The sequence below is a fragment of the Streptosporangium sp. NPDC048886 genome (assembly GCF_055586905.1).
Genome location: NZ_JBVJHH010000062.1, coordinates 23,980 through 46,142 on the forward strand (window position 1 = coordinate 23,980; position 22,163 = coordinate 46,142).

The following is a 22,163-nucleotide window of genomic DNA, read 5'->3' on the forward strand; positions in this document are numbered from 1 at the left end:
TGGCAGGCCCCGGCGGGTCAGGCCCTGAGGCCGTCGAGTATCACGGTGGTCAGGTGGTCGTCGGCGCGTGCCCCCGGGCGGCAGACGGCCACGTTGAGCAGGCCGACGATCTCGCGGGGCGGGATGTCGCGGCGGAGCGTCCCCTCCTGCTGGGCCTGTGCGAGGAGCCGTTCGAGCAGGGCGTTGACGTCGAGCTCCAGCTCCTGCAGCTCGGGGTCGGCCGGCGTGGTGTCGAGCAGAGACTTGATCAGCGCCAGGGGGAGATCGGCGCAGTGCTCCACGATCCGGTGGAGGGCCCGCAGGCGCGGCACGTCCTCCGCGACGGCGGCCCGGCCGAACGTCCGGAGCCGCTCCAGGGCGTCGAGCGCGATGGCCTTCAGCAGTGCCTGCCGGTCGGGGAAGTGGCGGTAGAGCGTGCCGACGCCGAGCCCGGCCGCACGGGCGATCTCCTCCATCGACACGGCCGCCCCGCGCTCGGTGAACAGCTCCAGCGCAGTCGTGACGATGAGCTCACGGTTGCGTCGCGCGTCGGCCCGCACGGGTCTCCCTTCGCCGGATCCCGGACAAGCGGAATCGAATATTCAGGTTAGTGTAGCGTGGGCTAACCGGAAGATGAGGATCCGCTTCACTTTGGAGGGCCCATGAGAGCAGGTCTGTACATCAGCGGCGCCGGGCTGAGCCTGGAGGAGATGATCGGCCAGGTGCGCGCCGCGGCGGAGGCCGGGCTCGACAGCGCGTTCTTCAGCCAGCTCACCTCCTGGGACGTGCTGGCCGTGCTGGCGCTCGCCGGGCAGCGGGTGCCCGGCATCGACCTGGGGACCGCGGTGGTGCAGACCTACCCCAGGCACCCGCTCGCGCTGGCCGGACAGGCGCTCACGGCGCAGGCGGCCGGCGGCAACCGGCTCACCCTCGGCATCGGGCCGAGCCACCGGCAGATCGTCGAGGGGCAGTTCGGCCACTCCTACGACCGGCCGGCCCGGCACGTCCGCGAATACCTGTCGGCGCTGCGGCCGCTGCTCCGCGGCGAGCACGTCGAATATCGGGGGCGGACCCTCACGGCGGTGGGCCGGGTCGACGTGCCCGGCGCCGAAGCGCCCTCCGTGCTGGTCTCCGCACTCGGGCCGGTCATGCTGCGCGTCGCCGGTGAGCTCGCCGACGGCACGGTGACCGTCTGGACGGGCCCGGAGGCCATCGCCGGCCACATCCGGCCGTCGATCACCCGGGCCGCCGCGGAGGCGGGACGGCCCGCCCCCCGGATCGTGGCGGCGGTCATGGCGAGCGTCACCTCCGACCCGGACGGCGTCCGGCGGCAGGTGGCCGACCAGGTGGGATCCGCCGCCCAGCTCCCCAGCTACCGGGCGATGCTCGACCGGCAGGGCATGTCCGGGGTGCACGAGACGGTCGTCGCGGGAGACGAGACCGCCGTGGCGAGGGAGCTCCGGCGGTACGCCGCGGCCGGGGCGACGGAGCTGCTGGTGAGCCCGCTCGGCGGCGGGCGGGAACAGGCGCGGACCATCGAGCTCCTGGCCTCCCTCCGCGACGGGACATGAAACCGCCGCTGCGTCGCCTCTGTGCCCAGGCGTGACGCCCGCCCGCCGTACGGCCCCCCCGGAGGGCCCCCGTACGGCCGGCCCCGGAGGGCCCCCGTACGGCCCCGGGAGGTCCTGTGCGGCGGCCCCGGGAGGTCCCGCGGAGGTCACAGGTGGAGGGGCCGGTACCTCCTGGGGCCGTACAGGTCGTCGAGCAGGTCGTCGAGCTCCCGCAGGAGCCGCCAGGCGTCGCGCGGCGGGCCCGCCAGGCTCCCCCGGACGAAGGCGCGGATCGGGGCGGGGACGTGGTCACCCATGAGCGCGGCGACGCAGCGGGTGGCGAGGTGGATGTCGGTGGCCTGGGTCGCCGGTCTCCTGGCGAGGACCTCGGGCGGGTAGTCGTCGCGGTGCCGGGCCACCAGGGCGGTCAGCGGCCTGCCCAGCGGGACCGACTGGCCCCAGTCGACGAGGATCAACCCGTGGTCGATCGGGTGGACCAGCACGTGGTGCCCGAACACCGCGCCGTGCACCACCCCCGCGCGATGGGCCGTCCCGACCGCCACCAGCAGCCGCCGCCAGATCCACGCGACGTCCCTCGGGTCGAGCGCCGGACGCCGCCGGGCGATCTCCGTCAGGCTCACGAACCCCTCCGGCGCCCGGCTGATCACGTTGGCCTGCCGCTCGACCCCGCCCGAGCGGTGCCGGAAGGACTCCACCAGGCGGGGCACGTACGGCAGCAGCAGCGGATCGCCGTCCCGCGCGATCGTCGTGAGCGCCTCCGCCTCGCGCCGCATCAGGTCGTTGTCCGCGTGGCTGTGCGGGATCTTGAGCAGCGTGTCGCCGTCGGTGCCGTACAGCACGGCCGAGGCTCCGCGCCGGAACACGCCGGTGAGCCGGTAGGCGCCGCGCCTGGTGGTGATCACCGTCTCGGCGGCCCGGCCGGCCCGGTCCCGCGCCGCCCACAGCCCCGCGAGCTTGACGAAGGCCGTCGCGGCGTCCGGCCCGGAGGCGAGGTCGGGATGGAGCAGCCGCGCCAGCCGACGGTACGCCCGGTGCGGGGCCTCCCGGCCGAACAGGTCGTCCGGTGTGCGGGCGGCGGCCACCAGGGCGACCGCCTCGGCCGTGGTGGTCATCTGACCTCCTCCTCGCGGGCGGGCCGCAGCAGCGCGGGGTGCAGGAGCCGGGCGTCGCCGGCCCGGTAGAGCCTCGCCCGGGGGCCGCCCCGGGCTCCGCCGCTCTCGGTGGTCTCCCCGGTGCTCTCCACGAATCCGGGGACCGACAGGATCTTGCGGTGGAAGTTGCCCGCGTGCAGCGGCAGGCCCCAGACGGCCTCGTAGACGCCGCGCAGCTCGGAGATCGTGAACGTCTCGCCCACGAACGTGGTGGCCAGCGGGGTGTACTCCAGCTTGTCCCGCGCCCGCTCCAGCCCGTGCCCGAGGATGCGGTCGTGGTCGAAGGCCAGCTCCGGCAGCCGGTCGGCGCGGTGCCAGGCGGCGTCCGCCGCGTCCGTACCAGGGCGGGGGTCGGGCAGGTCGGGCGCGAAGGCCAGGTAGGAGACCGACACGATCCGCATCCGGGGGTCCCGTTCCGGAGCCCCGTAGCTGGCGAGTTGCTCGATGTGCGCCCGCGGGGTGAGTCCGGTCTCCTCGGCCAGCTCCCGCGCCGCGGCCTCCGGCAGATCCTCGCCCGGCCGGATGAACCCCCCGGGCAGCGCCCACCGTCCCGCGTAGGGCTGCTCGCCCCGCTCGACCAGCAGCACCTGCAGCGCGCCCTGGCGGATGGTCAACGCCACCACGTCGACCGTCACCGCGACCGCCGGGAAGGCCCGCGGATCGTAGCCGGCCGGGAACTGGGATCCGTCCATCACATGTCCTCCCCATCCAAGATAATCTCAGTATGAGAATAACTTGTCTCGTGTGTCAACGCGCCTCCCCGCGTCCGTGCGGAGGGACGGGGGACTCTGCGCGGGGAGGGGCGGGGCGGGGGAAACGGGCGAGGGGCGCCCCTGCGGAACAGGGACGCCCCTCGTCTGGCCTGCCGCGGGAGCAGGTGGCCGGGGTGGGAGAGGTCAGAAGGCCTCTTCCGGGAGCTCCATCAGGTCCTGGCCGGTGGCGGCCAGCACGCGGCGCTCGGCGGCGAGCCTGGGCAGGACGGTCTGGGCGAAGAACGAGGCCGCGGCGACCTTGCCGGTGTAGAAGGGCTTGTCGCGGTCGGAGGAGCCCAGCGCGGCCAGTGCCACCTCGGCCTGGCGCAGCAGCAGCCAGCCGATCACCAGGTCGCCCAGGGCGAGGAGGAACCGGGTGGTGTTGAGGCCGACCTTGTAGACCTCCTGCGGCGCCTCCAGCGAGCCGATGGCCCAGCCCGCCATGGTGTCGGCCATGGCCTTGACCTCGTCGGCGGCCTCGTCGAGGAGCTTGCGCTCCTCCTTGAGGCGGCCGTTGCCGGCCTCGGAGGCGGCGAAGGACTTGATGTCGCCGTACAGCGTGCCGAGGGCGACGCCCTGGTTGCGCAGGACCTTGCGGAAGAACAGGTCCAGGCCCTGGATCGCCGTCGTGCCCTCGTAGAGGGAGTCGATCTTGGCGTCCCGGATGTACTGCTCGATCGGGTAGTCCTGCAGGTAGCCCGAGCCGCCCAGGGTCTGCAGCGACCGGGCCAGCAGCTCGTAGGAGCGCTCGGAGCCGACGCCCTTGACCAGCGGGAGCAGCAGGTCGTTCATCGCCTCGGCGTGCTCGTCGCGGCGGCCCTCGAAGCCGGCGATCTGCACCGCGTCCTGGTAGGTGGCGGTGAGCAGGACCAGCGCCCGCATGCCCTCGACGTACGACTTCTGGAGCATGAGCTCGCGGCGCACGTCCGGGTGGTGGGTGATGGTCACGCGCGGCGCCGACTTGTCGGCCATCTGGGTGAGGTCGGCGCCCTGCACGCGGGCCTTGGCGTACTCCAGGGCGTTCAGGTAGCCGGTGGAGAGCGTGGCGATCGCCTTGGTGCCGACCATCATCCGGGCGTGCTCGATGATCATGAACATCTGCTTGATGCCCTCGTGCACCTCGCCGATCAGCGTGCCCACGGCCGGGTGCTTCTCGCCGAAGGTGAGCTCGCAGGTCGTGGAGACCTTCAGGCCCATCTTCTTCTCGACGTTGGTGACGTAGACGCCGTTGCGCTCGCCGAGCTCGCCGGTCTCCAGGTCCACGTGATACTTCGAGACCAGGAACATCGACAGCCCCTTGGTGCCCACGCCGTGCCCCTCGGGGCGGGCCAGGACCAGGTGGAAGATGTTGTCGGCCATGTCGTGCTCGGCGCTGGTGATGAAGCGCTTGACGCCCTCGATGTGCCAGGTGCCGTCGGGCTGCCGGACGGCCTTGGCGCGGCCGGCGCCCACGTCGGAACCGGCGTCGGGCTCGGTGAGCACCATGGTGGCGCCCCACTGGTTGTCGATGGCCAGCTGCGCGTAGCGCTTCTGGTCCTCGGTGCCGATCGCGTGCATCACGTGGGCGAAGGCCGGGCCGCTGGCGTACATCCAGATCGCCGGGTTCGCGCCGAGGACCATCTCGGCCAGCGCCCAGTTCACGCTGTTGGGCAGGCCGGGGCCGCCCATCTCGGCGGGCAGGCCGATGTTGGTCCAGCCGGCGTCACGGTAGGCGGCGAAGGACTTCTTGAAGCCCTCCGGCATCGTCACCGTGCCGGTGGCGGGGTCGAAGACCGGGGGCTTGCGGTCGCCCTCCTCGAAGGAGTCGGCGAGCACGCCGGTCGCCAGGCGGTTGACCTCGTCGAGGATGGTCCGCACGACGTCCTCGTCAAGGTCGGCGTAGGGGCCGGTGCCCAGGATGTCCCGGCGCCCGAACACCTCGAAGAGATTGAACTCCAGGTCACGGATGTTGCTCTTGTAGTGGCCCATGGGGTCTGCTCCTTGAAACCGGGGGAACCGGGACTCTTACATACTGGCCAGTAACCTTACCGACAATGCTACCCGTCAGTAACCCCTAGAAAACCGTACTGATAGGACGTTTGTCACACTCCTCCGGGGAAGGTCAGGTGACCTGGGCGACTCCCGGCCCTGACGTTGATCGACCGGCCCGGCGAATTTTCCTAAGCTCGGCCGCATGGACGAACAGTGGCGATCGGACCTCGCCCAGTGGGCCATCCCCGACGAGATCGTGGCGCGGGCGCCGGAGAACCCCTGGGGGCATTCGCCGGCCCGGTTCGCCGGACGGACCGACCTCGCGCTCGCGGAACCGGAGGGGCCGACCCTCGCCCGGACCGCCGAGGCGCTCCCGGCCGGGGGGACCCTGCTGGACGTCGGCGCCGGCGCCGGGGCCGCCTCGCTGCCGCTGGCCGGAAGCCTGGGGGAGCTGATCGCGGTCGATCCCTCCGCCGACATGCTGGCCGAGCTGACGTCCCGGGCGGACGCGCTGGGCGTCCCCGTCCGGACCGTCCGGGGCCGGTGGCCCGACGTCGCGGCCGAGACCCCGACGGCGGACGTGGCGGTCGCCGCCCACGTCGTCTACAACGTGCCCGACCTGGCGGCCTTCCTCGCCGAGCTGTCCGGCCACGCCCGCCGCCGGGTCGTCCTGGAGCTCACCGAGCGTCATCCGATGAGCTGGCTCACCCCCCTGTGGGAGCACTTCCACGGCCTGCGCCGCCCGGAGCGGCCCACGGCCCACGACGTGATCGCCGTCGCGGAGGCGCTCGGCCACGAGGTCCGCCACGAGTGGCGGCCGGCCCCGCTGAGCCGCTTCGGCACGCTGGAGGAGCTGGCCGAGAGCGCCTGCCGGCGGCTCTGTCTCGGTCGGGACCGGGCCGGGGAGGTCATCGCGGCGGTGGTCGAGCTGGACATGTGGCCGCTGCCGCGCGAGCGGTGGTTCACACTCTGGTGGGAATCAGAAGGAGACCCGCGGCGTTCCAGCAGATGAGCCCCCGACGGGAGGCTCCCGGACGAGACGCGCCGTACCCGGCCTGAAAAGACGACGCTCCTGTGGAGGGAGCCGTCATGGCTTGGGTCATCATCATCGTCGCGGGTCTGTTCGAGGTCGCGATGGCCTACTCGCTCAAGATGAGCCACGGGTTCTCCGTGCCGCTGCCGAGCGTCGGGTTCGTCGTCTTCGCCGTGCTCAGCTTCGGCCTGCTCGCGATCGGTCTCAAGAGCCTCGAAGTCGGTACGGCCTACGCCGTCTGGACCGGTATCGGCGCCGTCGGCACCGCGTCGCTGGGCATGCTGTTCCTGGGCGACGACGTGTCGCTCCTCAAGATCGCTTCGATCGCCCTCATCCTCGCCGGAGTCGTCGGCCTCAACCTCGCCGGCGGCGGGCACTGATCCCACGCGGGCGCCACGGCTAACCGGTTTGACGACTTAGGTGGTGTCGCGATTGGGTGTGCGCATGATTGACGTTCACTTCGTGACTTTCGACTGCGCCCAGCCGTACGAGCTGGCGACCTTCTGGAGCGAGGCCACCGGCTGGGTGATCCACCCTGACGGCGGCAAGGAGGACGACGAGATCCTTCTCCAGGGCAAGCTGAACATGCTGTTCATCCGGGTCCCGGAGGGTAAGACGGTCAAGAACCGTGTCCACCTGGACGTCACCGGCTCCGAGGGCACCACCCGCGACCAGGAGGTCGAGCGGCTGCTCGGGCTCGGCGCCACGGTCCACGACGACCGGCGCAACCCCGACGGCACCGGCTGGGTGACCATGCTCGACCCGGAGGGCAACGAGTTCTGCGTCTGCCGCGCGGGGTACGAGAAGGCGTAGCAGCCCTTGCCGGAGTGATGTTCTGTCGGACATGCTGCGGTCATGAGCCCCCCGAGCGCGTCCGTGAGCATCCAGATCGCGGCGCCGCCCGCGGTGGTCTACGACCTGGTCACCGGCATCACCGACATGGGTGACTGGAACGTCGAGTGCGAGCGGGCCCGATGGGTCGGACCGGTCCGGGAGGCGCGGCCCGGGGCCAGGTTCCGCGGGCACAACAGGCACGGGCGGCGGCGCTGGTCCACCCTCTGCACGGTGATCACCGCCGAGCCCGGCCGGGCCTTCGCCTATCACGTCCAGGCCGCCGGCCTGATCCACGTGGCCGTCTGGCGCTTCGGCATCACGCCCACCGAGACGGGCTGCCACGTGGAGCAGAGCACCTGGACCACCCGCAACCCCCTCATGCGGGTCATCGGAGGGCTCGTCACCGGTGTCCGGGACCGGGTCGCCCACAACGAGGCCAACATGCGGCGGACCCTGGAGGGCATCAAGCGGGTGGCCGAGCGGGCGTGAGAGCCGCCGGCGGGACCGACCCGCTCAGCCACCGTGCGGCAGGGACGACTGCCCCCGTCCCCTGAGGGTCAGGGCCAGGACGGCGGTGATCAGATACACCGCGACACCGCCCTGGAGCGCGTCCAGCGCCGCGCCGAAGACGCCTTCGTCGTCGACGATCAGCTGCACGGGATACATGAGCGCGGCGGCGCCCAGCGCCGGGTAGAGAGAGAACCGCCAGGGGTGGCGCAGGGCCCAGAGACGGGCCTGCCGGGTCACCCGGTCACCGGCCTTGGGCCTGCTGACCGAGCCGACCGCCGCGATCAGCGTGAACAGGCCGATGCCGAGCGACAGAGCCCAGGTGAGGCTGGCGTCCCCCAGGATCAGGCCCATGCCGAAGCTGGCGGCCGCGGCCACGCCGCCGGTCACCGCGGCGGCCTTCCACGGCGCCCCGCGCAGGGCCGCTCCGGCGAGGGACATCTCGTCACGTCGAGTCAGTTCGTCGTTCATGGCATCAGACTGCCCTTCCGCGCCCCTTGTCCACATCGGGGAGCAACCCTGATCCTTCCCCTAGCCGTTGTATCGGGGGTGCCGTTCGCGCTGGTGGCGTGACCCGGGCACCGGGGGCAGCCAGGGCGCAGGGAGCCTCGCTCGGCACGGTGTCCCCCCGAGGGGGTGGGGCCAGCGCCACCACGATGGACCAGCCTGCTGGATCGAAACGTCCGGCGCCGATCCCTAGTTTTATGAGCGTCCGGTCACACCGATGTAAGGATCAACCATGAAGAAGACCCCCCTGCGTCGCGGCCTGTTGGTGGCCGTCGCTCTGGGCGCCCTGGCCGCTCCCGCCCTGGCCGCTCCCGCGCTGGCGTCGGAGACGCCGGAGGAGCGGGTCGTCGCGGGCCTTGAGCGTCACGCCCACCCGCTGCGCAGCACACAGCCGGACACGCCGGGATATGACCTGAAGGCGCTGTCGGCGCTGGTCCGTGACGCGGAGATCGTGGGAATCGGTGAGGCCACCCACAGCTCCAAGGAGTTGTTCACCCTGCGGCACCGGCTGTTCCAGCACCTGGCGACCACACAGGGCTTCACCACCCTCGCGCTGGAGGCGCCCTGGTCGGCCGGCGTCCGCCTGGACGAGTACGTGCGCACCGGCAAGGGCGACCTGCGCACGATCCTGAAGGAGGAGGGCCAGACCACCGGCGGCGTGTGGAGTACCGAGGAGTGGCTGGACCTGTACTCCTGGATGCGCGACTACAACCGCACCGCCCGCACCAAGCTGCGGGTGATGGGCTTCGACATCAGCGACGTCAACCCGCAGCAGTACCGGCGGGTCCTCGGCTGGGCCGAGGAGCACGAGCCTTCGATCCTGCCCGAACTGCGCCGCCGCTACGCGAAGCTGCTCGCCCTTCCCGATGACGCGAAGGAACGGACCAACGCGCTGGCGACTCTTCCCCCGGAGCAGCTCAAGGCCCTGGCCAAGGACGCCGAAGCCGCCTACCACCTGGTCGAGAAGGCCGGCGAGGTCAGCCCGTACGTGATCCAGGAGGCCCGCGTCATCTCCCAGATGACCACGATGTACGCCTCGGAGGGGTCCGAACTGCACCGTAACCGCGACCGGTTCATGGCGGAGAACACCATGTGGTGGAAGCGGCACACCGGTCTGAAGATCGTGGCCGCCGCGCACAACGGGCACTTGACCTACGTCTCCGCCTACCCGCAGCACTACCCCGTCACCCAGGGGGCCCAGCTGCGTGCCATGGCCGGGCGTTCCTACGTCGCCATCGGCACCTCCATCCACAGCGGCGGATTCCGGGCCATCAATCCCGACAACGGCAAGACGGAGAACTTCGACACGGGTGTTGCGGGGCCGGACAGCAACGAGCACGTCCTCGACAAGGTGCGCCATCGCGACTACTACGTGAGCCTGCGCCAGGCGGAGCGTGACCCGGCCACGCGGAAGTGGCTCGACACCGCCCGTCCGACGTTCAACGTGCCGGCCACCTACCTCCCCGATATGTTCAAGGCGCCGCAGGCCCTGGGCCAGGCGTACGACATCGTGGTTCACCTCCACCGTGTCAAGGCGGCCAACCCACTGTAAGGATGCTTGACGCTCTCGCCCCTGAGCTGGCCGCGTAGCGGGGAATCGGCCTGAATCCGGTCGCCCCCTGTGGACAGACTCACGGCTGCCCGGCCCGCGAAGCGGAGGCATCAAGGTTCTGCAGTGTCGGGGGCGGCGGGGACCGCCACAGGCGGCCCCAGGTGTTCATGCCCGAACCCGCGCGCCGACGACATGGAGGCCAGGGGCTGGGCTGAGGTGGTCGCCCTGCTGGGCGATCCTGACCGGCTGGGGGCGATGGCCCGCCGACCTCGTCGACCTGGTGACTTCCCGCCTGGCGGAGATGGCCTTGGACCGGCAGGAGGAGGTGTTGGGCCTGCTGGACGTCAGGGTGCCGGTTCTGGAGGGGGCGAAGACGCCCCGCATCCGCATCGAGGGTGCCCTGCCGTCGGCCCCGGATACAGCAGCAGGGAGGAATACCCTGACCCGCCCCTGGGCTCCGTACCCCCGATAAGTTGGCCGCCATGGCAGTGAACTTCCGTACCGCCCGGATAGAGGACGTCCCGCTGATCGTGGGCATGATCGCCGACGACACCATCTCCGCCGCCCGCACCGGCGACTTCGGCGCCGAGCACCGCGCCGCCTTCGAGGCCATCGACGCCGACCCCAACAACGAGCTGATCGTGGCGGAGCTGGACGGTGAGGTCGTGGGCACCATGCAGCTCACCTACATCCCGGGCATCTCCCGCCGGGGGGCGCTCCGGATGCAGATCGAGGCGGTCCGGATCGTCTCCGCCCTGCGCGGCAGGGGCCTGGGCCGCCAGATGATGGAGTGGGCGGTCGAGCGCGGCCGGGCCCGCGGCTGCGCGCTGGTCCAGCTCACCACCGACAAGGCGCGCAAGGACGCCCACCGGTTCTACGACTCCCTCGGCTTCGTCGCCTCCCACGAGGGGTACAAGCTCACGCTGAGCTGACGGCTCCGCCCACGTCGACGGGCTCCGCCCCGCACCGGCAGGAGGCGTCCACGCCGGCGGGCTCCGCCCCACGTCGACAGGCTCCGCCCGCGCCGGCGGAATCCGTCCACGTCGACAAGATCCGCTCGCGCCGACAGAATCCGTCCACGTTGACAGAATCCGTCCGCGCCGACAGGGAGAGCGAATTGACGAGGACAGCGATGGGACGACACGCGTTGGGCCTGGGGGCACTGGCCGTGCTGCTGGCGGCATGCGGGAGCACGGCCGGCGGCCAGGCCGAGGGCCCGGCGACCGCGCAGCCCGGGCCGGCCCTCACCCGGAGCACCGCCCCCACCCCCGCCGCGAGCCCTGTCCCCAGCTCCACCGAGAGCTCCGCCGAGGCGGGCATCGACGGCTGCGTCACCGAGAAGACAGGCGAGCTCTTCGAGTACAAGCGCGGCGGCACCACCACCAAGGGCGTGATCATGGGCAAGGGGCCCGTGGGAGTGGTCGTCTCCTACGAGCGTCAGGGCACCGTGTGCACCTGGCTCCCGCTGGCCGACCGGCTGGTCACCGCCGGACACCGGGTCCTGCTGTTCGACCGGAACAACACGGCGGCCCCCGAGGAGGACACCGTCGCGATGGCCGAGCGGTTGCGCAAGGCGGGCGCGGAGAAGGTGTTCCTGGTCGGCGGATCGATGGGCGGACGGCTCTCCCTGCTCGCGGCCGGAGAGCTGAAGCCCCCGCCGGCCGGGGTCATCAGCATCTCCGGGACGATCCAGCCGGGGGAGGTCGGCGAGCTCAGGGCCCCCTTCCTCCAGGTGACCGGGGACGACGACCCCGACGCCCCGCTCGACATGCTGAAGGTCGTCTACGAGGAGGCCGTGAAGTCAGCCGACCGCCAGATGCTCGTCCTCTCCGGCGGGGCCCACGCCAGCGAGCTGTTCACCGGCGACCAGGGGCCGAAGGCGCTCCAGGCCGTCGTGACCTTCATCGAGAAGCACAAGGGCTGAGCTCGACCAGGTTGTCGTGGTAGACGGCGCCCCGGCCCATGTCGGCGTCGCGCTCGTCCACCACGGCGTTCACCGTCGCGCCGCCGGGGCTCAGCTTTCGCCAGTGTCCCTTGGCGGAGGCCACCACGCCGGGCCGTACCCGGTCGCTGATCTCCACCACGGCCTCGAACTCGCCGTTGTCGTTGAACACCCGCGCCGGCTGCCCGTCGCTCAGCCCCCGCTGCGCGGCGTCAGCCGGGCTGACCAGGATCCGGGGCCCCTTCGATCGCCGCAGCAGCTCGGGGTTGTTGCCGAAGGTGGTGTTGAGGAACGTGTGGGAGGCCGGGGTGATCAACGCCAGCGGGTACGGACCGTGTCCGGCGGAGGCCGTGTGCGGGGGGACGTAGGCGGGCCCGGAGCCGAACTCCAGCCTCCCCGAGGGCGTCGGGAAGCCGTCGGCGAACGGCGTGAACGGCTGCGGCACGTTGAGCCGGACCCAGCCCTCCTTGCGCAGCCGGTCGACCGTTATGCCTTCCAGCGACGGGTGCCCCGAGGCGAGCAGCTGCTCGGCCAGCTCCAGGTCGGAGTCGTACAGCGACGGCTCGGTCAGGCCCATGTGCCTGGCCAGGCGCCGGAACGTCTCCATGGTGGACAGGCACTCGCCCGGCGGCTCGACGGCCGGCTCGTTCCACATCAGATACATGTGCCCGTAGCCCGCGTGCAGGTCGATGTGCTCGGTCTGCATGGTCGCGGGCAGCACGATGTCGGCGTAGTCGACGGTGTCGGTCGGGAACTGCTCCATCACGACGGTGAACAGGTCCTCGCGCAGCAGCTTCTCGCGGATGCGGTTCTGGTCGGAGGTGGAGCCCATCGGGTTGGCCGCGTAGACCCACAGGCACTTCACCGACTCGTCCAGGCCCTCGGCCAGCCGGGTCATCGTGAGCTGCCGGACGGGCCGGGCGAGCAGGTCCTCGCGCGTGTCGATGTTCAGGTGGATGTAGGCGCTGGTGGAGTAGGCGATCCCGCCGCCGGGACGGCGCCAGTCGCCGGTCACGCCGGGGATGGCGGCGATCGCGCGCATCGCGGTGCCGCCGCCCGCGTGCCGCTGGAGGCCCATCGTGGCGCGGATGCCGGTGGGCCGGGTGTGCGCCAGCCGTACGCCCAGGGCGCGGATGTCGGACTCGGGCAGCCCGGTGATCTCCGCCACGCGCTCCGGGGGATGGCGCAGGATCTCCTCGCGGAACCCCTCCCAGCCGCTGGTGCGCTCCTCCAGGTAGTCGCGGTCCTCCATCCCCTCGGACAGGACCACGTTCAGCAGGCCGAGCGCCAGGGCCGCGTCGGTGCCGGGCCGGATCGGCAGGTGCTCGTCGGCCTGCTCGGCGGTGCGGGTGCGGACCGGGTCGATCGCCACCACGTGCGCCCCGGCCGCGCGGGCGTCCTGGATGAACTTCCACAGATGGTGTCCGCTGGTCAGCGTGTTGGTGCCCCACAGCAGGATCAGCTTCGACAGGGCGAACGTCTCGGGGTCCATCCCGCCGGGCGTGCCGTTGGTCCGGGCCAGCCCGACGTTGCCCGCCATCGAGCAGATGTTCAGGAAGTGCTTGGAGGCTCCGAGCACGTTCCAGAACCGCCGGCCCGCCGCGCCCTCGGACCCCTGGATGTAGCCCAGCGTGCCGGTGCCCAGATACGGCCAGATCGCCTCGCCGCCGTGCTCGTCGATGATCCCGCGCAGCCGTACGGAGATCTCCTCCAGGGCCTCGTCCCAACTGATCCGCTCGAACCGGCCGGACCCCTTGGGGCCCACCCGCCGCATCGGGTGGAGGATGCGGTCGGGCGCCCGGGTGTGCTCAAGGTAGCGGTTGACCTTCACACAGAGCGCGCCGCGCGTGTAGGGGTGGTCGGGGTTGCCGCGCATCTTGACGGCCTTGCCGTCCTGGACGGTCACCACCCATGAGCACGTGTCCGGACAGTCCAGCGGACAGGCGCCCAGGACCCGAAGTTCATCCTGAGACATGCCCTCGACTTTAGCCGCGTGCGTGAAAGGGGACGCGGCCGGTCCGGCCGCGTCCCCCCGCCCGATCGGCCGGTGTCACATGGGGACGCCCTCGTGGTCGTGGTCGTGCCCGAGACCGCCGCCGCCGGTCCCCGGCCGGCTGCCACCGGGGGCGCCGCCGCCGGGCAGGTCGAGGCTGTGGGCGTAGACGAACGCCGCCGTCGCGATCGCGCCGGTGTTCACCGCCAGCGCCTTGTCGTTGACGTTGACGATGGTGTCGCACGCCTGGTGGTAGCACTTGTCGTAGGCGACCCCGGCCTCACCGCCGAACCTGGTGGCCTCCTCGGCCGTCTTGATGCCCTCGGCGCCGGTGAACAGGCCACCGGCGGGGATGCCCACTCCGATGAAGGGGCCGTAGTCGGAGCGGCCGGTGAAGTCGGTGCCGGTGTACGGCTGGCCGAGCGCGGTGAAGTACGACTCGAACAGCTTCTCGATCTTGTCCGAGCCCGCGGGACCCGCCGGGGCGCCGGTCGCGTCGGAGTCGTCGCCGTCGTAGATCCCGAAGATGTGGTTCGGCGAGGCGATCATGTCGAAGTTCAGATACAGCTTGATCTTCGCCTTCTCCTCGGCGGACAGGCCGGCCACGTAGTGCTTGGAGCCGAGCAGGCCCAGCTCCTCGGCGCCCCAGAAGGCGAAGCGGAGCTTGTTCTTGGTGGGCAGGCGGCTCGCCTTCAGCGCCGTCTCCAAAATGCCCGCGCTGCCGGAGCCGTTGTCGTTGATGCCCGGCCCCTCCGCGACGCTGTCGAGGTGGGAGCCGAGCATGACGACCTTGTCCGGGTCGCCCCAGCGGCTCTCCGCGAGGATGTTGCGTGTCTTGCGGTGCGGGTCGCCCTCGGTGTCGGCCGTGAGCGTCACGGTCGTCCCGGCGGCGGCCAGCTCGTTGCCGACGGCGAAGGTGGTGCCGACGACCGGGATGTGGGTGGTGGGCGCGTTGAGCGTGCCGCTCAGCAGGATCCGGCGGTCGTCGGGGCCCTCACCCGGCTGCCCCTCGTTGAAGATGATCACACCGGAGGCGCCGGCCGCCTCGGCGAGCTCGGCCTTGACCTGGAAGTTGCAGGTGCCGCGCTGGAGCAGGGCGATGTTGCCCGGGGTGAACCCGGCGAAGTCGCTCGCCTCGCAGCCGGAGCTCGAACTGGGGGTCGGGCTCGGCGGCAGGACCAGGTCCACCCCCTGCACGGTCCCCGTGGCGTTGCCCGAACCGGAGTACGTCATGGTCCGGAAGTCCGTGTTGCGCACGTAGGTCTTCGCCTCGGGCGAGACCCGGTTGAGCACGGTCCTGGTGACCTCACGGAAGAACGGGAACTCGAACTCCTGCAGGGTGACCTGGTATCCGGCGGCACGCAGCTTGCCCGCCACGTAGTCGACCGAGGCCTCGTGGCCCGGGGTGCCCGACGCCCGGGTGCCGCCGTTGGCGTCGGCGATCTGCTGGAGCTTCACCACGTGCCGCTTGACGGCCGGGGCCTTGACCGACCGGCTGAACGCCTGGGGGTCCGGCTCGGCGGCGACGGCCGGAGTGACGGAGGTCACGGGCAGGGCCATGGCCGAAGCCGCGGCGATCGAGGCCAGCAGGCCCTTGTGGACACGTGCGCGCATGCAAACTCCTCTAGCACTGGCGAGAGTGGAGCAGGAAATCCCCCCGCGATCGCGATAAGACGGACGGTAGTAGGGGTAATCGCGATCTTTAACGACTGGCTCCACATTTGTTATCGAGCGGAGTCGAATCAGCCTTCGGGACGTTCTCCGGCCCCACTTGACGGTCGTGGTGTCGTGGGCGTGAGCGCGTGCGGCCGGGGGCGCCGGGTGCGGGAGGACCGCGGCGGCGGTCCGGCTGCAGCGCATGATGATCAGCTTTTCAGGCCGTCGCCCCGACGGGCCACCATCGCCGCAGGTCCGAGAGTCAATTCTCAATCTCGGATAGGTAGGCGATGTTCGCCAGGTCGGTCTCGTCGGCGCTGGCACCGCCCGAGAACCAGGCGTCCAGGATCTCCTCCAGCAGCGGCGCCGAGGTCAGCCGGAGGCTGACGGCCAACACGTTGGCGTCGTTCCAGCGCCGGGCCCCGGCCGCCGTCGCCGCGTCCACGCACAGGGCCGCCCGGATCCCCGGCACCTTGTTCGCCGCGATCGACGCGCCGGTCCCCGTCCAGCAGCACACGATCGCCTGGTCCGCCACGCCCGAGGTGACGTCCTGGGCGGCACGGGAACAGCACCACGCCCAGTCGGCGCGCTCGCCCGCCAGGGCGCCGTGTGTGATCACCGTGTGGCCTCTCCTCCGGATCTCAGGTATCAGGATGGGAGCTATACCGTCGAGACTGTCGGAGGCCAGTGAGATACGCATACCTCCGATTGTGGACACTGGAAGAGAAGATCGGTGACGCACCTGTAATGCGGAACGTGCAGAATCGCTGGCGGTGACGAAAATCAGAGAACGCGGCAGAGTTTCGCCCGCCAACGACAAGGGGTCGTCGACGGGCGACGATTCCGTCGTGCTCGTCGTCGAGCCGTTGCTCCCACAGCGGATCCGCAGGCCGTCCGATCTCCTGCGCTTCCTGGCCACCCTGCTCGTGCTGGTGGCCGTGGTGCTGCTGGCGCTCGTCGCCAAGAAGACGCTCAACGGCCTCGAAAGTGACGTCATCGACGGCACGAACCGGGCGCCGTTCCTGCTCAGCGGCCTGGCCGGGGTGCTGAGCGGGGCGGCGATGCTGGGCGTCCCCATCGCCTACGCGATCGAGCGGGTCTTCCACCGCGACGGCCTCCGGGTGGCGGAGGGCCTGTTCGCGGCCATCGCCGGGATGGTGCTGTCCTTCGCACTCGGCGAGTGGCTGCTCAGCGCCGGCCCCGAAGACCTGCGGCTGCTGCTGACCGGTGGCCGCAAGGGGGTCGAGCCGCTCAACACGCTGCTCACCTCGATCATCGCCTACGTCACCGCGGTGCGGATCTCCCGCCGGCCCACCTGGCGCGCCGCCCTGTGGAGCGCGGTCGCGCTCAACGCGATCGCGCTGTTCGCCGCCACCGCCGCCACCATCCTCGGCGTCGTCGTCTCCATCCTGGTCGGCCTGGCCGTCGGCTACGCCACCCTGTACGGCGTGGGCAGCCCCAACACCCGCCCGCCGGGCAGTGCGATCGTCGCGGCGGTCGCCAAGCTGGGATACGTCCCGGTCCGGGCCCGCAGGCTCGACGACGACCACCAGAGCAGTCGGCGATACGCCATCGGCCTCAAGGACGGCACCCGCCTCGACGTCACCGTCCTCGACCGCGACCGCCAGGTCGCCGGCCTGCTCTACCGCCTCTGGCGCCGGATCCGGCTCAACACCGAGACCCGCCGCCGGGCCATCCGCTCCCTCCGCGCCGAGCTGGAGCGCGAAGCCCTGATGGCGTACGCCGCGCAGGCCGCCGGGGCCAGCACCCCCCGACTCGTCGGCACCAGTGAGATCGGCACCGAGGCGGCGCTGCTCGCCTACGAGCACACCGCCACCCGCGCGCTGTCCGACATCCCCGACAACGAGATCGACGACAACCTGCTCGCCCAGATCTGGGAGCAGGTCCTGCTCCTGCAGGTCCAGCGGCTCGCGCACCGGCGCCTGACCGGCGACAGCATCCACGTCGACGACGAGGGCCGCGTCGTCCTCATGGACGCCCGCAGCGGTGAGATCGCCGCCGGCGACCTCCTGCTCCGCCTCGACATCGCCCAGCTGCTCACCTACCTCAGCCTGCGCGTCGGCGCCGAGCGCGCGGTCCGCGCGGCCGCCTCCGTCGCCGGGCCGAACACGCTGGCCGGCGCCCTCCCGCTGCTCCAGCGGATCGCGCTCACCCGCGAGACCAGGGCCGCGCTCAGCAAGGACAAGGAGCTGCTGACCGAGATCCGTGAGCGGATCGTCGAGCTCAAACCCAAGGTCGAGGTCGAGGAGGTCCGCCTGGAGCGTTTCCGCCCGCGGACTCTCATCACCATCATCGCCAGCGCCTTCGCCGCCTACTTCCTGGTCTACTACATCACCCAGATCAACCTGAACATGATCAGCTCGGCCAAGTGGAGCTGGACCGGTGTCGCCCTGGTCGCCTCGATGTTGAGCTACGTCGCGGCCGCGCTGATGCTCAGAGGCTTCGTGCCGGAGAAGCTCCCGCTGGGCCGCACCGTGCTCGTCCAGTTCGCCGGGTCGTTCGTGAAGCTGGTCGCCCCGGCCGCGGTGAGCGGCGTCGCCATCAACACCCGCTACCTGCAAAAACGCGGCATCCCTCCGGGTCAGGCGGTGGCCAGTGTGGGCGCCTCCCAGCTCATCGGCCTGGGCTTCCACATCACGCTGCTGCTGCTGTTCGCCTACATCACCGGCTCCAGCGCGGCCACGTCCTTCACCCCGTCGCGCACGCTGGTGTTCATCATGCTGGCCGTGGCCGTGCTGGTGCTGGTCGCCGTGTCCGTCCCCCGCCTGCGCCGGCTGGTCACCGCGCGCATCCGGTCGCTGTTCTCCGGGGTCATCCCGCGCCTGCTGGACGTGCTCCAGTCGCCCCGCAAGATCATCGAGGGATTCAGCGGCACCCTGCTGCTGACCATCTTCTTCGTGCTCTGCCTCGACGCCAGCGTCCGCGCCTTCGGCGGCTCCCTCAGCTTCGCCGCCGTGGCCATCGTCTTCCTCGCCGGCAACGCCATCGGCTCCGCCGCCCCCACCCCCGGCGGCCTGGGGGCCGTCGAGGTCTCCCTCACGGCCGGCCTGTCCCTCTCGGGACTCTCCCCCGAGATCGCCACCTCGGCCGTGCTGCTGTTCCGGCTGCTCACCTTCTGGCTGCCGGTGCTGCCCGGCTGGGCCTCGTTCACCTACCTGCAGCGACACGAGGCCCTGTAGCGGCCCGGGGAGATCCCTGTGACCTTCCCGGGACGTGACCCCTCCCGGGGGCCTCCCGGGAGGCCCCCGGGAGATCAGGCTTCGCTGGAGCGGGACCAGATGTTGATGCCCGCCTCGACCGCGTCCTTGTCGATCGTCTCCAGCTCCTCATCGGTGAAGGACAGGTTCTCCACCGCCCCGAGGCTGTCGTCCAGCTGCCGGACGCTGCTCGCGCCGATCAGCACCGAGGTGACCCGCCGGTCGCGCAGCGCCCACGCCAGCGCCATCTGCGCGAGGGACTGGCCGCGCCGCTCGGCGATCCCGTTGAGCGTGCGGATGTGGCGCATGCTCTCGTCGGTGAGCATCTCCGGGGTGAGGAAGCGCCCCAGCGAGGCCCTCGACCCCTCGGGGACGCCGTTGAGGTAGCGGTCGGTCAGCATGCCCTGCGCCAGCGGCGAGAACGCGATGCAGCCCACGCCCTCCTCCTCCAGGACGTCGAGCAGCCCGCCCTCGATCCACCGGTTCATCATCGAGTAGGACGGCTGGTGGATCAGCAGCGGCGTGCCCATCTCGCGCAGGATCCGGGCGGCCTCGGCGGTGTGCTCCGGGGAGTAGGACGAGATGCCCGCGTAGAGCGCCCGGCCCGACCGGACCGCGTGGTCCAGCGCGCCCATCGTCTCCTCCAGCGGCGTGTCCGGGTCGAACCGGTGGCTGTAGAAGATGTCGACGTAGTCCAGCCCCATCCGCTTCAGCGACTGGTCGAGGCTGGACAGCAGGTATTTCCGCGATCCCCACTCGCCGTAGGGGCCGGGCCACATGTCGTATCCGGCCTTGGTGGAGATGACCAGCTCGTCGCGGTAGCGCGCGAAGTCCTCCCGGAAGTGCCGGCCGAAGTTGCTCTCCGCCGAGCCGTACGGCGGGCCGTAGTTGTTGGCCAGGTCGAAGTGGGTCACCCCCCGGTCGAAGGCCCTCCTGAGGATGGCCCGCTGGGTCTCGAAGGGCTTGTCGTCGCCGAAGTTGTGCCAGAGCCCCAGAGAGACCGCCGGCAGCTTGAGCCCGCTCTTGCCGACCCGGTTGTACGGCTGGAGCCCGTCGTATCTGTCGTCCGCTGCGATGTAGGTCACCGGTCCGCCTTGGCTGTGTCGAGGATCCAGGAGAGGGTCAGCGCCTCCTCGCGCCAGGAGTCGTATCTGCCGCTGCGGCCGCCGTGCCCGGCGCCCATCTCCGTCTTGAGCAGGAACGGTCCGCCCTCCGCGGTGTCGCGCAGCTTCGCGATCCACTTGGCCGGCTCGTGGTAGAAGACGCGGGTGTCGTTGAGGCTGGTGATGGCGAGGATCGGCGGGTAGACCCGCTCGTCCACGTTCTCGTAGGGCGAGTAGGACTTCATGTATCCGTAGACGTCGGCGTTGTGCAGCGGGTCGCCCCACTCGTCCCACTCGATGACGGTCAGCGGCAGCGACGGGTCGAGGATCGTGTTCAGCGCGTCCACGAACGGCACCTCGGCGACCACACCCGCGAACGCCTCCGGCGCGAGGTTGGCGACCGCGCCCATCAGCAGCCCGCCGGCCGACCCGCCCCGGGCGACGATCGCGCTCGACCAGCCCTCCGCCTTGAGGTGCTCGGCGGCGGCGACGAAGTCGGTGAAGGTGTTCTTCTTCTTCTGGAACTTGCCGTCCTCGTACCAGCGGCGGCCCATCTCGCCGCCGCCCCTGACGTGCGCGATGGCGAAGACGAAGCCCCTGTCGAGCAGGCTGAGCCGGGCCACCGAGAACGACGGGTCGATCGAGATCTCGTAGCTGCCGTAGCCGTACAGCACGGTGGGCGCGGGCCGCTCGGTGCCCTTCCTGACCACGATCGAGATGGGGACACGGGTGCCGTCGGAGGCGGTGGCCCACTCGCGGAACTGCTCGTAGCCGGCCGGGTCGTAGCCGCCGAGCACGGCTTTCTGCTTCAGCAGGATCAGCTCGCGCGTCCGCAGGTCGTAGTCGTAGACCGAGGGTGGGGTGATCATGCTGGTGTAGCCGAGGCGGAGCCGTTCGGCGGTGAACTCCGGGTTGCCCGCGGGCGACACGTCGTAGATCGGCTCCGGGAAGGAGATCTCGTACGGCTCGGCGTCTCCGGGCAGGACGCGGATGCCGGTGAGGCCCTCACGGCGGAAGTGCACGACGGTGTGGCTCTGGAAGGCGTCGACGTCGAGCAGCCGGGTGTCGGCGCGGTGCTCGATCAGCGGGGTCCAGTCACCCGGGGCGTCGAGCGGCGCGGTGGCCAGCTCGAAGTTCTCCGCGTTCTTGTTGTGCAGGATCAGGAAGTGGTCGCCGGCGTGGTCGACGCCGTATTCGACACCGGTCTCCCGGGGCCGGACGAGGCGGAACTCGCCCGTCGGGTCGTCCGCCTCAAGGATGCGGATCTCACTGGTGATCTTGCTCCCGGCCGAGAGCACGAGGTAGCGCTCGCTGCGGCTGAGCCCGATGCCGATCCAGAACCGCTCGTCGCCCTCCTCGTGGACGAGGACGTCGTCCTTGGCCTCGGTGCCGATGGTGTGCCGGTGGACCTGGTTGGGCCGCCAGGCGTCGTCGACGGTCGTGTAGAAGAACGCGGTGCCGTCGGCCGACCAGGCGCCGCCGTAGAAGATGCCGGAGATCTCGTCGGGGAGGGTCTCCCCGGTGGTGAGGTCCTTCACCCTCAGGGTGAAGCGCTCGTCGCCGGTGAAGTTGACGGAGTAGGCCAGCATGGTGCCGTCGGGGCTGACCGCGCTGGTGCCGATGGAGAAGAAATCACTGTCTCCGGCCAGCTCGTTGCCGTCCAGCAGGATCTGCTCGCCGGGGAGCGCCTCACCCGCCTCCAGCTCCGGGGGCGCCTCACCGTCGGCCGCCACCCGGCACTGGATGCCGTACTGCTTTCCCTCCTCGGTCCGGGAGTAGTACCACCAGCCGTTCTTGCGGGTGGGGACCGTGAGGTCCGTCTCCAGGGTCCGGTCCTTGATCTCCTGGAAGATCGTTTCCTGCAAAGGCTTGAGGTGGGCGGTCGCCTGCTGCGTGTAGGCGTTCTCCGCCTCCAGATAGGCGATCGTCTCGGGGTCGTCCTTGACTGTCAGCCACGCGTAGTCATCGACCACGGTGTCCCCGTGGTGCACGCGCTCGCTGGGAACCTTCTTCGCCGTAGGCGGCGTCTGGCTGCTCACCCAGCCGAGTCTATGTTTCCCGCCGGGCCCGGCCCTGATCTCGGCGGGCTTCGCCGTTCGGTCTCAAGCGGTCTTGAGGGACTGCTAATCTTTCGATGTCGGCGAGGTCCGGCGCAAACCACTCCAATCACTCCGGTGACTTCAGCGTGGTCTGCACCGTGTTTGTCGACAATCCCCTGAAACTCGACGGTTTCAAAGATCGGTTCGCAGAGCCGCTCAGAGGCTGGTAAGTTTGAGGGGTTGCTCCGGAAACGGGGCGACCGGAATTCCGGTAGGGCCAGCTAGATCAAGTCAAGTCGTTCCAAACGGGCGGGTTTGACACGGAAAAGCGGGCCTGAAAGAATAAAGGCACAAC

General features: G+C 70.6%; 19 protein-coding genes and 1 riboswitch. Of the genes, 9 read left to right on the forward strand and 10 right to left on the reverse strand.

Annotated elements, in window-relative coordinates:
• Positions 1-17: 17 nt before the first annotated feature.
• The gene (locus tag ACZ6R6_RS44800; protein WP_470103151.1) at positions 18-539 is read right to left on the reverse strand and encodes a TetR/AcrR family transcriptional regulator; all 522 of its coding nucleotides are present in this window, start codon (positions 537-539) and stop codon (positions 18-20) included.
• Positions 540-641: 102 nt separating this feature from the next.
• On the opposite strand from ACZ6R6_RS44800, the gene ACZ6R6_RS44805 reads away from it, so the two are divergent.
• Positions 642-1,550 (forward strand): LLM class F420-dependent oxidoreductase, encoded by a 909-nt coding sequence (locus ACZ6R6_RS44805; RefSeq protein WP_470103152.1) that lies wholly within the window; start codon positions 642-644, stop codon positions 1,548-1,550.
• A 146-nt stretch (positions 1,551-1,696) separates the two neighbouring features.
• On the opposite strand, the gene ACZ6R6_RS44810 is transcribed toward ACZ6R6_RS44805, so the two are convergent.
• From ACZ6R6_RS44810 to ACZ6R6_RS44820, 3 genes are all read right to left on the reverse strand, one after another.
• A complete protein-coding gene (locus tag ACZ6R6_RS44810) occupies positions 1,697-2,662 on the reverse strand; it encodes a lipopolysaccharide kinase InaA family protein (protein ID WP_470103154.1) in 966 nt (321 codons plus the stop codon).
• Positions 2,659-3,393 carry an NUDIX hydrolase gene (locus tag ACZ6R6_RS44815; RefSeq protein WP_470103155.1) on the reverse strand — a complete coding sequence of 245 codons (735 nt, stop codon included), beginning with the start codon at positions 3,391-3,393 and terminating at the stop codon, positions 2,659-2,661. The genes ACZ6R6_RS44810 and ACZ6R6_RS44815 overlap by 4 nt, the downstream gene beginning before the upstream one ends.
• Before the next feature lie 204 nt (positions 3,394-3,597).
• Positions 3,598-5,421 carry an acyl-CoA dehydrogenase gene (locus ACZ6R6_RS44820; protein ID WP_470103156.1) on the reverse strand — a complete coding sequence of 608 codons (1,824 nt, stop codon included), beginning with the start codon at positions 5,419-5,421 and terminating at the stop codon, positions 3,598-3,600.
• A gap of 205 nt (positions 5,422-5,626) precedes the next feature.
• Here ACZ6R6_RS44820 and ACZ6R6_RS44825 point away from each other — a divergent pair, with 205 nt between their 5' ends.
• From ACZ6R6_RS44825 to ACZ6R6_RS44840, 4 genes are all read left to right on the forward strand, one after another.
• The gene (locus tag ACZ6R6_RS44825) at positions 5,627-6,436 is read left to right on the forward strand and encodes a class I SAM-dependent methyltransferase (RefSeq protein WP_470103158.1); all 810 of its coding nucleotides are present in this window, start codon (positions 5,627-5,629) and stop codon (positions 6,434-6,436) included.
• A riboswitch (guanidine-III (ykkC-III) riboswitch) is annotated at positions 6,432-6,497 on the forward strand. It overlaps the preceding gene by 5 nt.
• Before the next feature lie 16 nt (positions 6,498-6,513).
• On the forward strand, positions 6,514-6,837 hold the full coding sequence (locus tag ACZ6R6_RS44830; protein ID WP_470103160.1) for a DMT family transporter: 324 nt from the start codon (positions 6,514-6,516) through the stop codon (positions 6,835-6,837).
• A gap of 64 nt (positions 6,838-6,901) precedes the next feature.
• Complete coding sequence (locus ACZ6R6_RS44835) at positions 6,902-7,270, forward strand: VOC family protein (protein ID WP_470103162.1); 369 nt, start codon at positions 6,902-6,904, stop codon at positions 7,268-7,270.
• A gap of 42 nt (positions 7,271-7,312) precedes the next feature.
• A complete protein-coding gene (locus ACZ6R6_RS44840; protein WP_470103163.1) occupies positions 7,313-7,780 on the forward strand; it encodes an SRPBCC family protein in 468 nt (155 codons plus the stop codon).
• A 24-nt stretch (positions 7,781-7,804) separates the two neighbouring features.
• Here ACZ6R6_RS44840 and ACZ6R6_RS44845 read toward each other — a convergent pair whose 3' ends face one another.
• On the reverse strand, positions 7,805-8,269 hold the full coding sequence (locus tag ACZ6R6_RS44845; protein WP_470103165.1) for a hypothetical protein: 465 nt from the start codon (positions 8,267-8,269) through the stop codon (positions 7,805-7,807).
• A 268-nt stretch (positions 8,270-8,537) separates the two neighbouring features.
• Between ACZ6R6_RS44845 and ACZ6R6_RS44850 the strand changes: the two genes are divergently transcribed.
• The 3 genes from ACZ6R6_RS44850 to ACZ6R6_RS44860 all read left to right on the forward strand — a co-directional run bounded on the left by ACZ6R6_RS44850 (position 8,538) and on the right by ACZ6R6_RS44860 (position 11,781).
• The gene (locus ACZ6R6_RS44850) at positions 8,538-9,857 is read left to right on the forward strand and encodes an erythromycin esterase family protein (RefSeq protein WP_470103167.1); all 1,320 of its coding nucleotides are present in this window, start codon (positions 8,538-8,540) and stop codon (positions 9,855-9,857) included.
• A gap of 482 nt (positions 9,858-10,339) precedes the next feature.
• Positions 10,340-10,789, forward strand: coding sequence for a GNAT family N-acetyltransferase (locus tag ACZ6R6_RS44855; RefSeq protein WP_470103169.1), 450 nt, complete (start codon positions 10,340-10,342; stop codon positions 10,787-10,789).
• 200 nt (positions 10,790-10,989) lie between these two features.
• A complete protein-coding gene (locus ACZ6R6_RS44860) occupies positions 10,990-11,781 on the forward strand; it encodes an alpha/beta hydrolase (RefSeq protein ID WP_470103171.1) in 792 nt (263 codons plus the stop codon).
• Here the strand turns inward: ACZ6R6_RS44860 and ACZ6R6_RS44865 are convergent.
• The 3 genes from ACZ6R6_RS44865 to ACZ6R6_RS44875 all read right to left on the reverse strand — a co-directional run bounded on the left by ACZ6R6_RS44865 (position 11,759) and on the right by ACZ6R6_RS44875 (position 16,148).
• Positions 11,759-13,774, reverse strand: a complete 2,016-nt coding sequence (locus ACZ6R6_RS44865; RefSeq protein WP_470103173.1) for a molybdopterin-containing oxidoreductase family protein — start codon at positions 13,772-13,774, stop codon at positions 11,759-11,761. The two genes, ACZ6R6_RS44860 and ACZ6R6_RS44865, sit on opposite strands and share 23 nt — an antisense overlap.
• Positions 13,775-13,849: 75 nt before the next feature.
• Complete coding sequence (locus tag ACZ6R6_RS44870) at positions 13,850-15,406, reverse strand: M28 family metallopeptidase (RefSeq protein ID WP_470103175.1); 1,557 nt, start codon at positions 15,404-15,406, stop codon at positions 13,850-13,852.
• Positions 15,407-15,710: 304 nt separating this feature from the next.
• Positions 15,711-16,148 (reverse strand): RpiB/LacA/LacB family sugar-phosphate isomerase, encoded by a 438-nt coding sequence (locus ACZ6R6_RS44875; RefSeq protein ID WP_470103177.1) that lies wholly within the window; start codon positions 16,146-16,148, stop codon positions 15,711-15,713.
• 73 nt (positions 16,149-16,221) lie between these two features.
• Between ACZ6R6_RS44875 and ACZ6R6_RS44880 the strand changes: the two genes are divergently transcribed.
• Positions 16,222-18,648, forward strand: coding sequence for a lysylphosphatidylglycerol synthase transmembrane domain-containing protein (locus ACZ6R6_RS44880; protein WP_470103179.1), 2,427 nt, complete (start codon positions 16,222-16,224; stop codon positions 18,646-18,648).
• Positions 18,649-18,722: 74 nt separating this feature from the next.
• Here ACZ6R6_RS44880 and mgrA read toward each other — a convergent pair whose 3' ends face one another.
• Both mgrA and ACZ6R6_RS44890 read right to left on the reverse strand, forming a co-directional pair.
• A complete protein-coding gene (gene mgrA / locus ACZ6R6_RS44885) occupies positions 18,723-19,751 on the reverse strand; it encodes an L-glyceraldehyde 3-phosphate reductase (RefSeq protein ID WP_470103181.1) in 1,029 nt (342 codons plus the stop codon).
• A complete protein-coding gene (locus tag ACZ6R6_RS44890) occupies positions 19,748-21,808 on the reverse strand; it encodes a S9 family peptidase (RefSeq protein WP_470103182.1) in 2,061 nt (686 codons plus the stop codon). The genes mgrA and ACZ6R6_RS44890 overlap by 4 nt, the downstream gene beginning before the upstream one ends.
• Positions 21,809-22,163 lie beyond the last annotated feature (355 nt).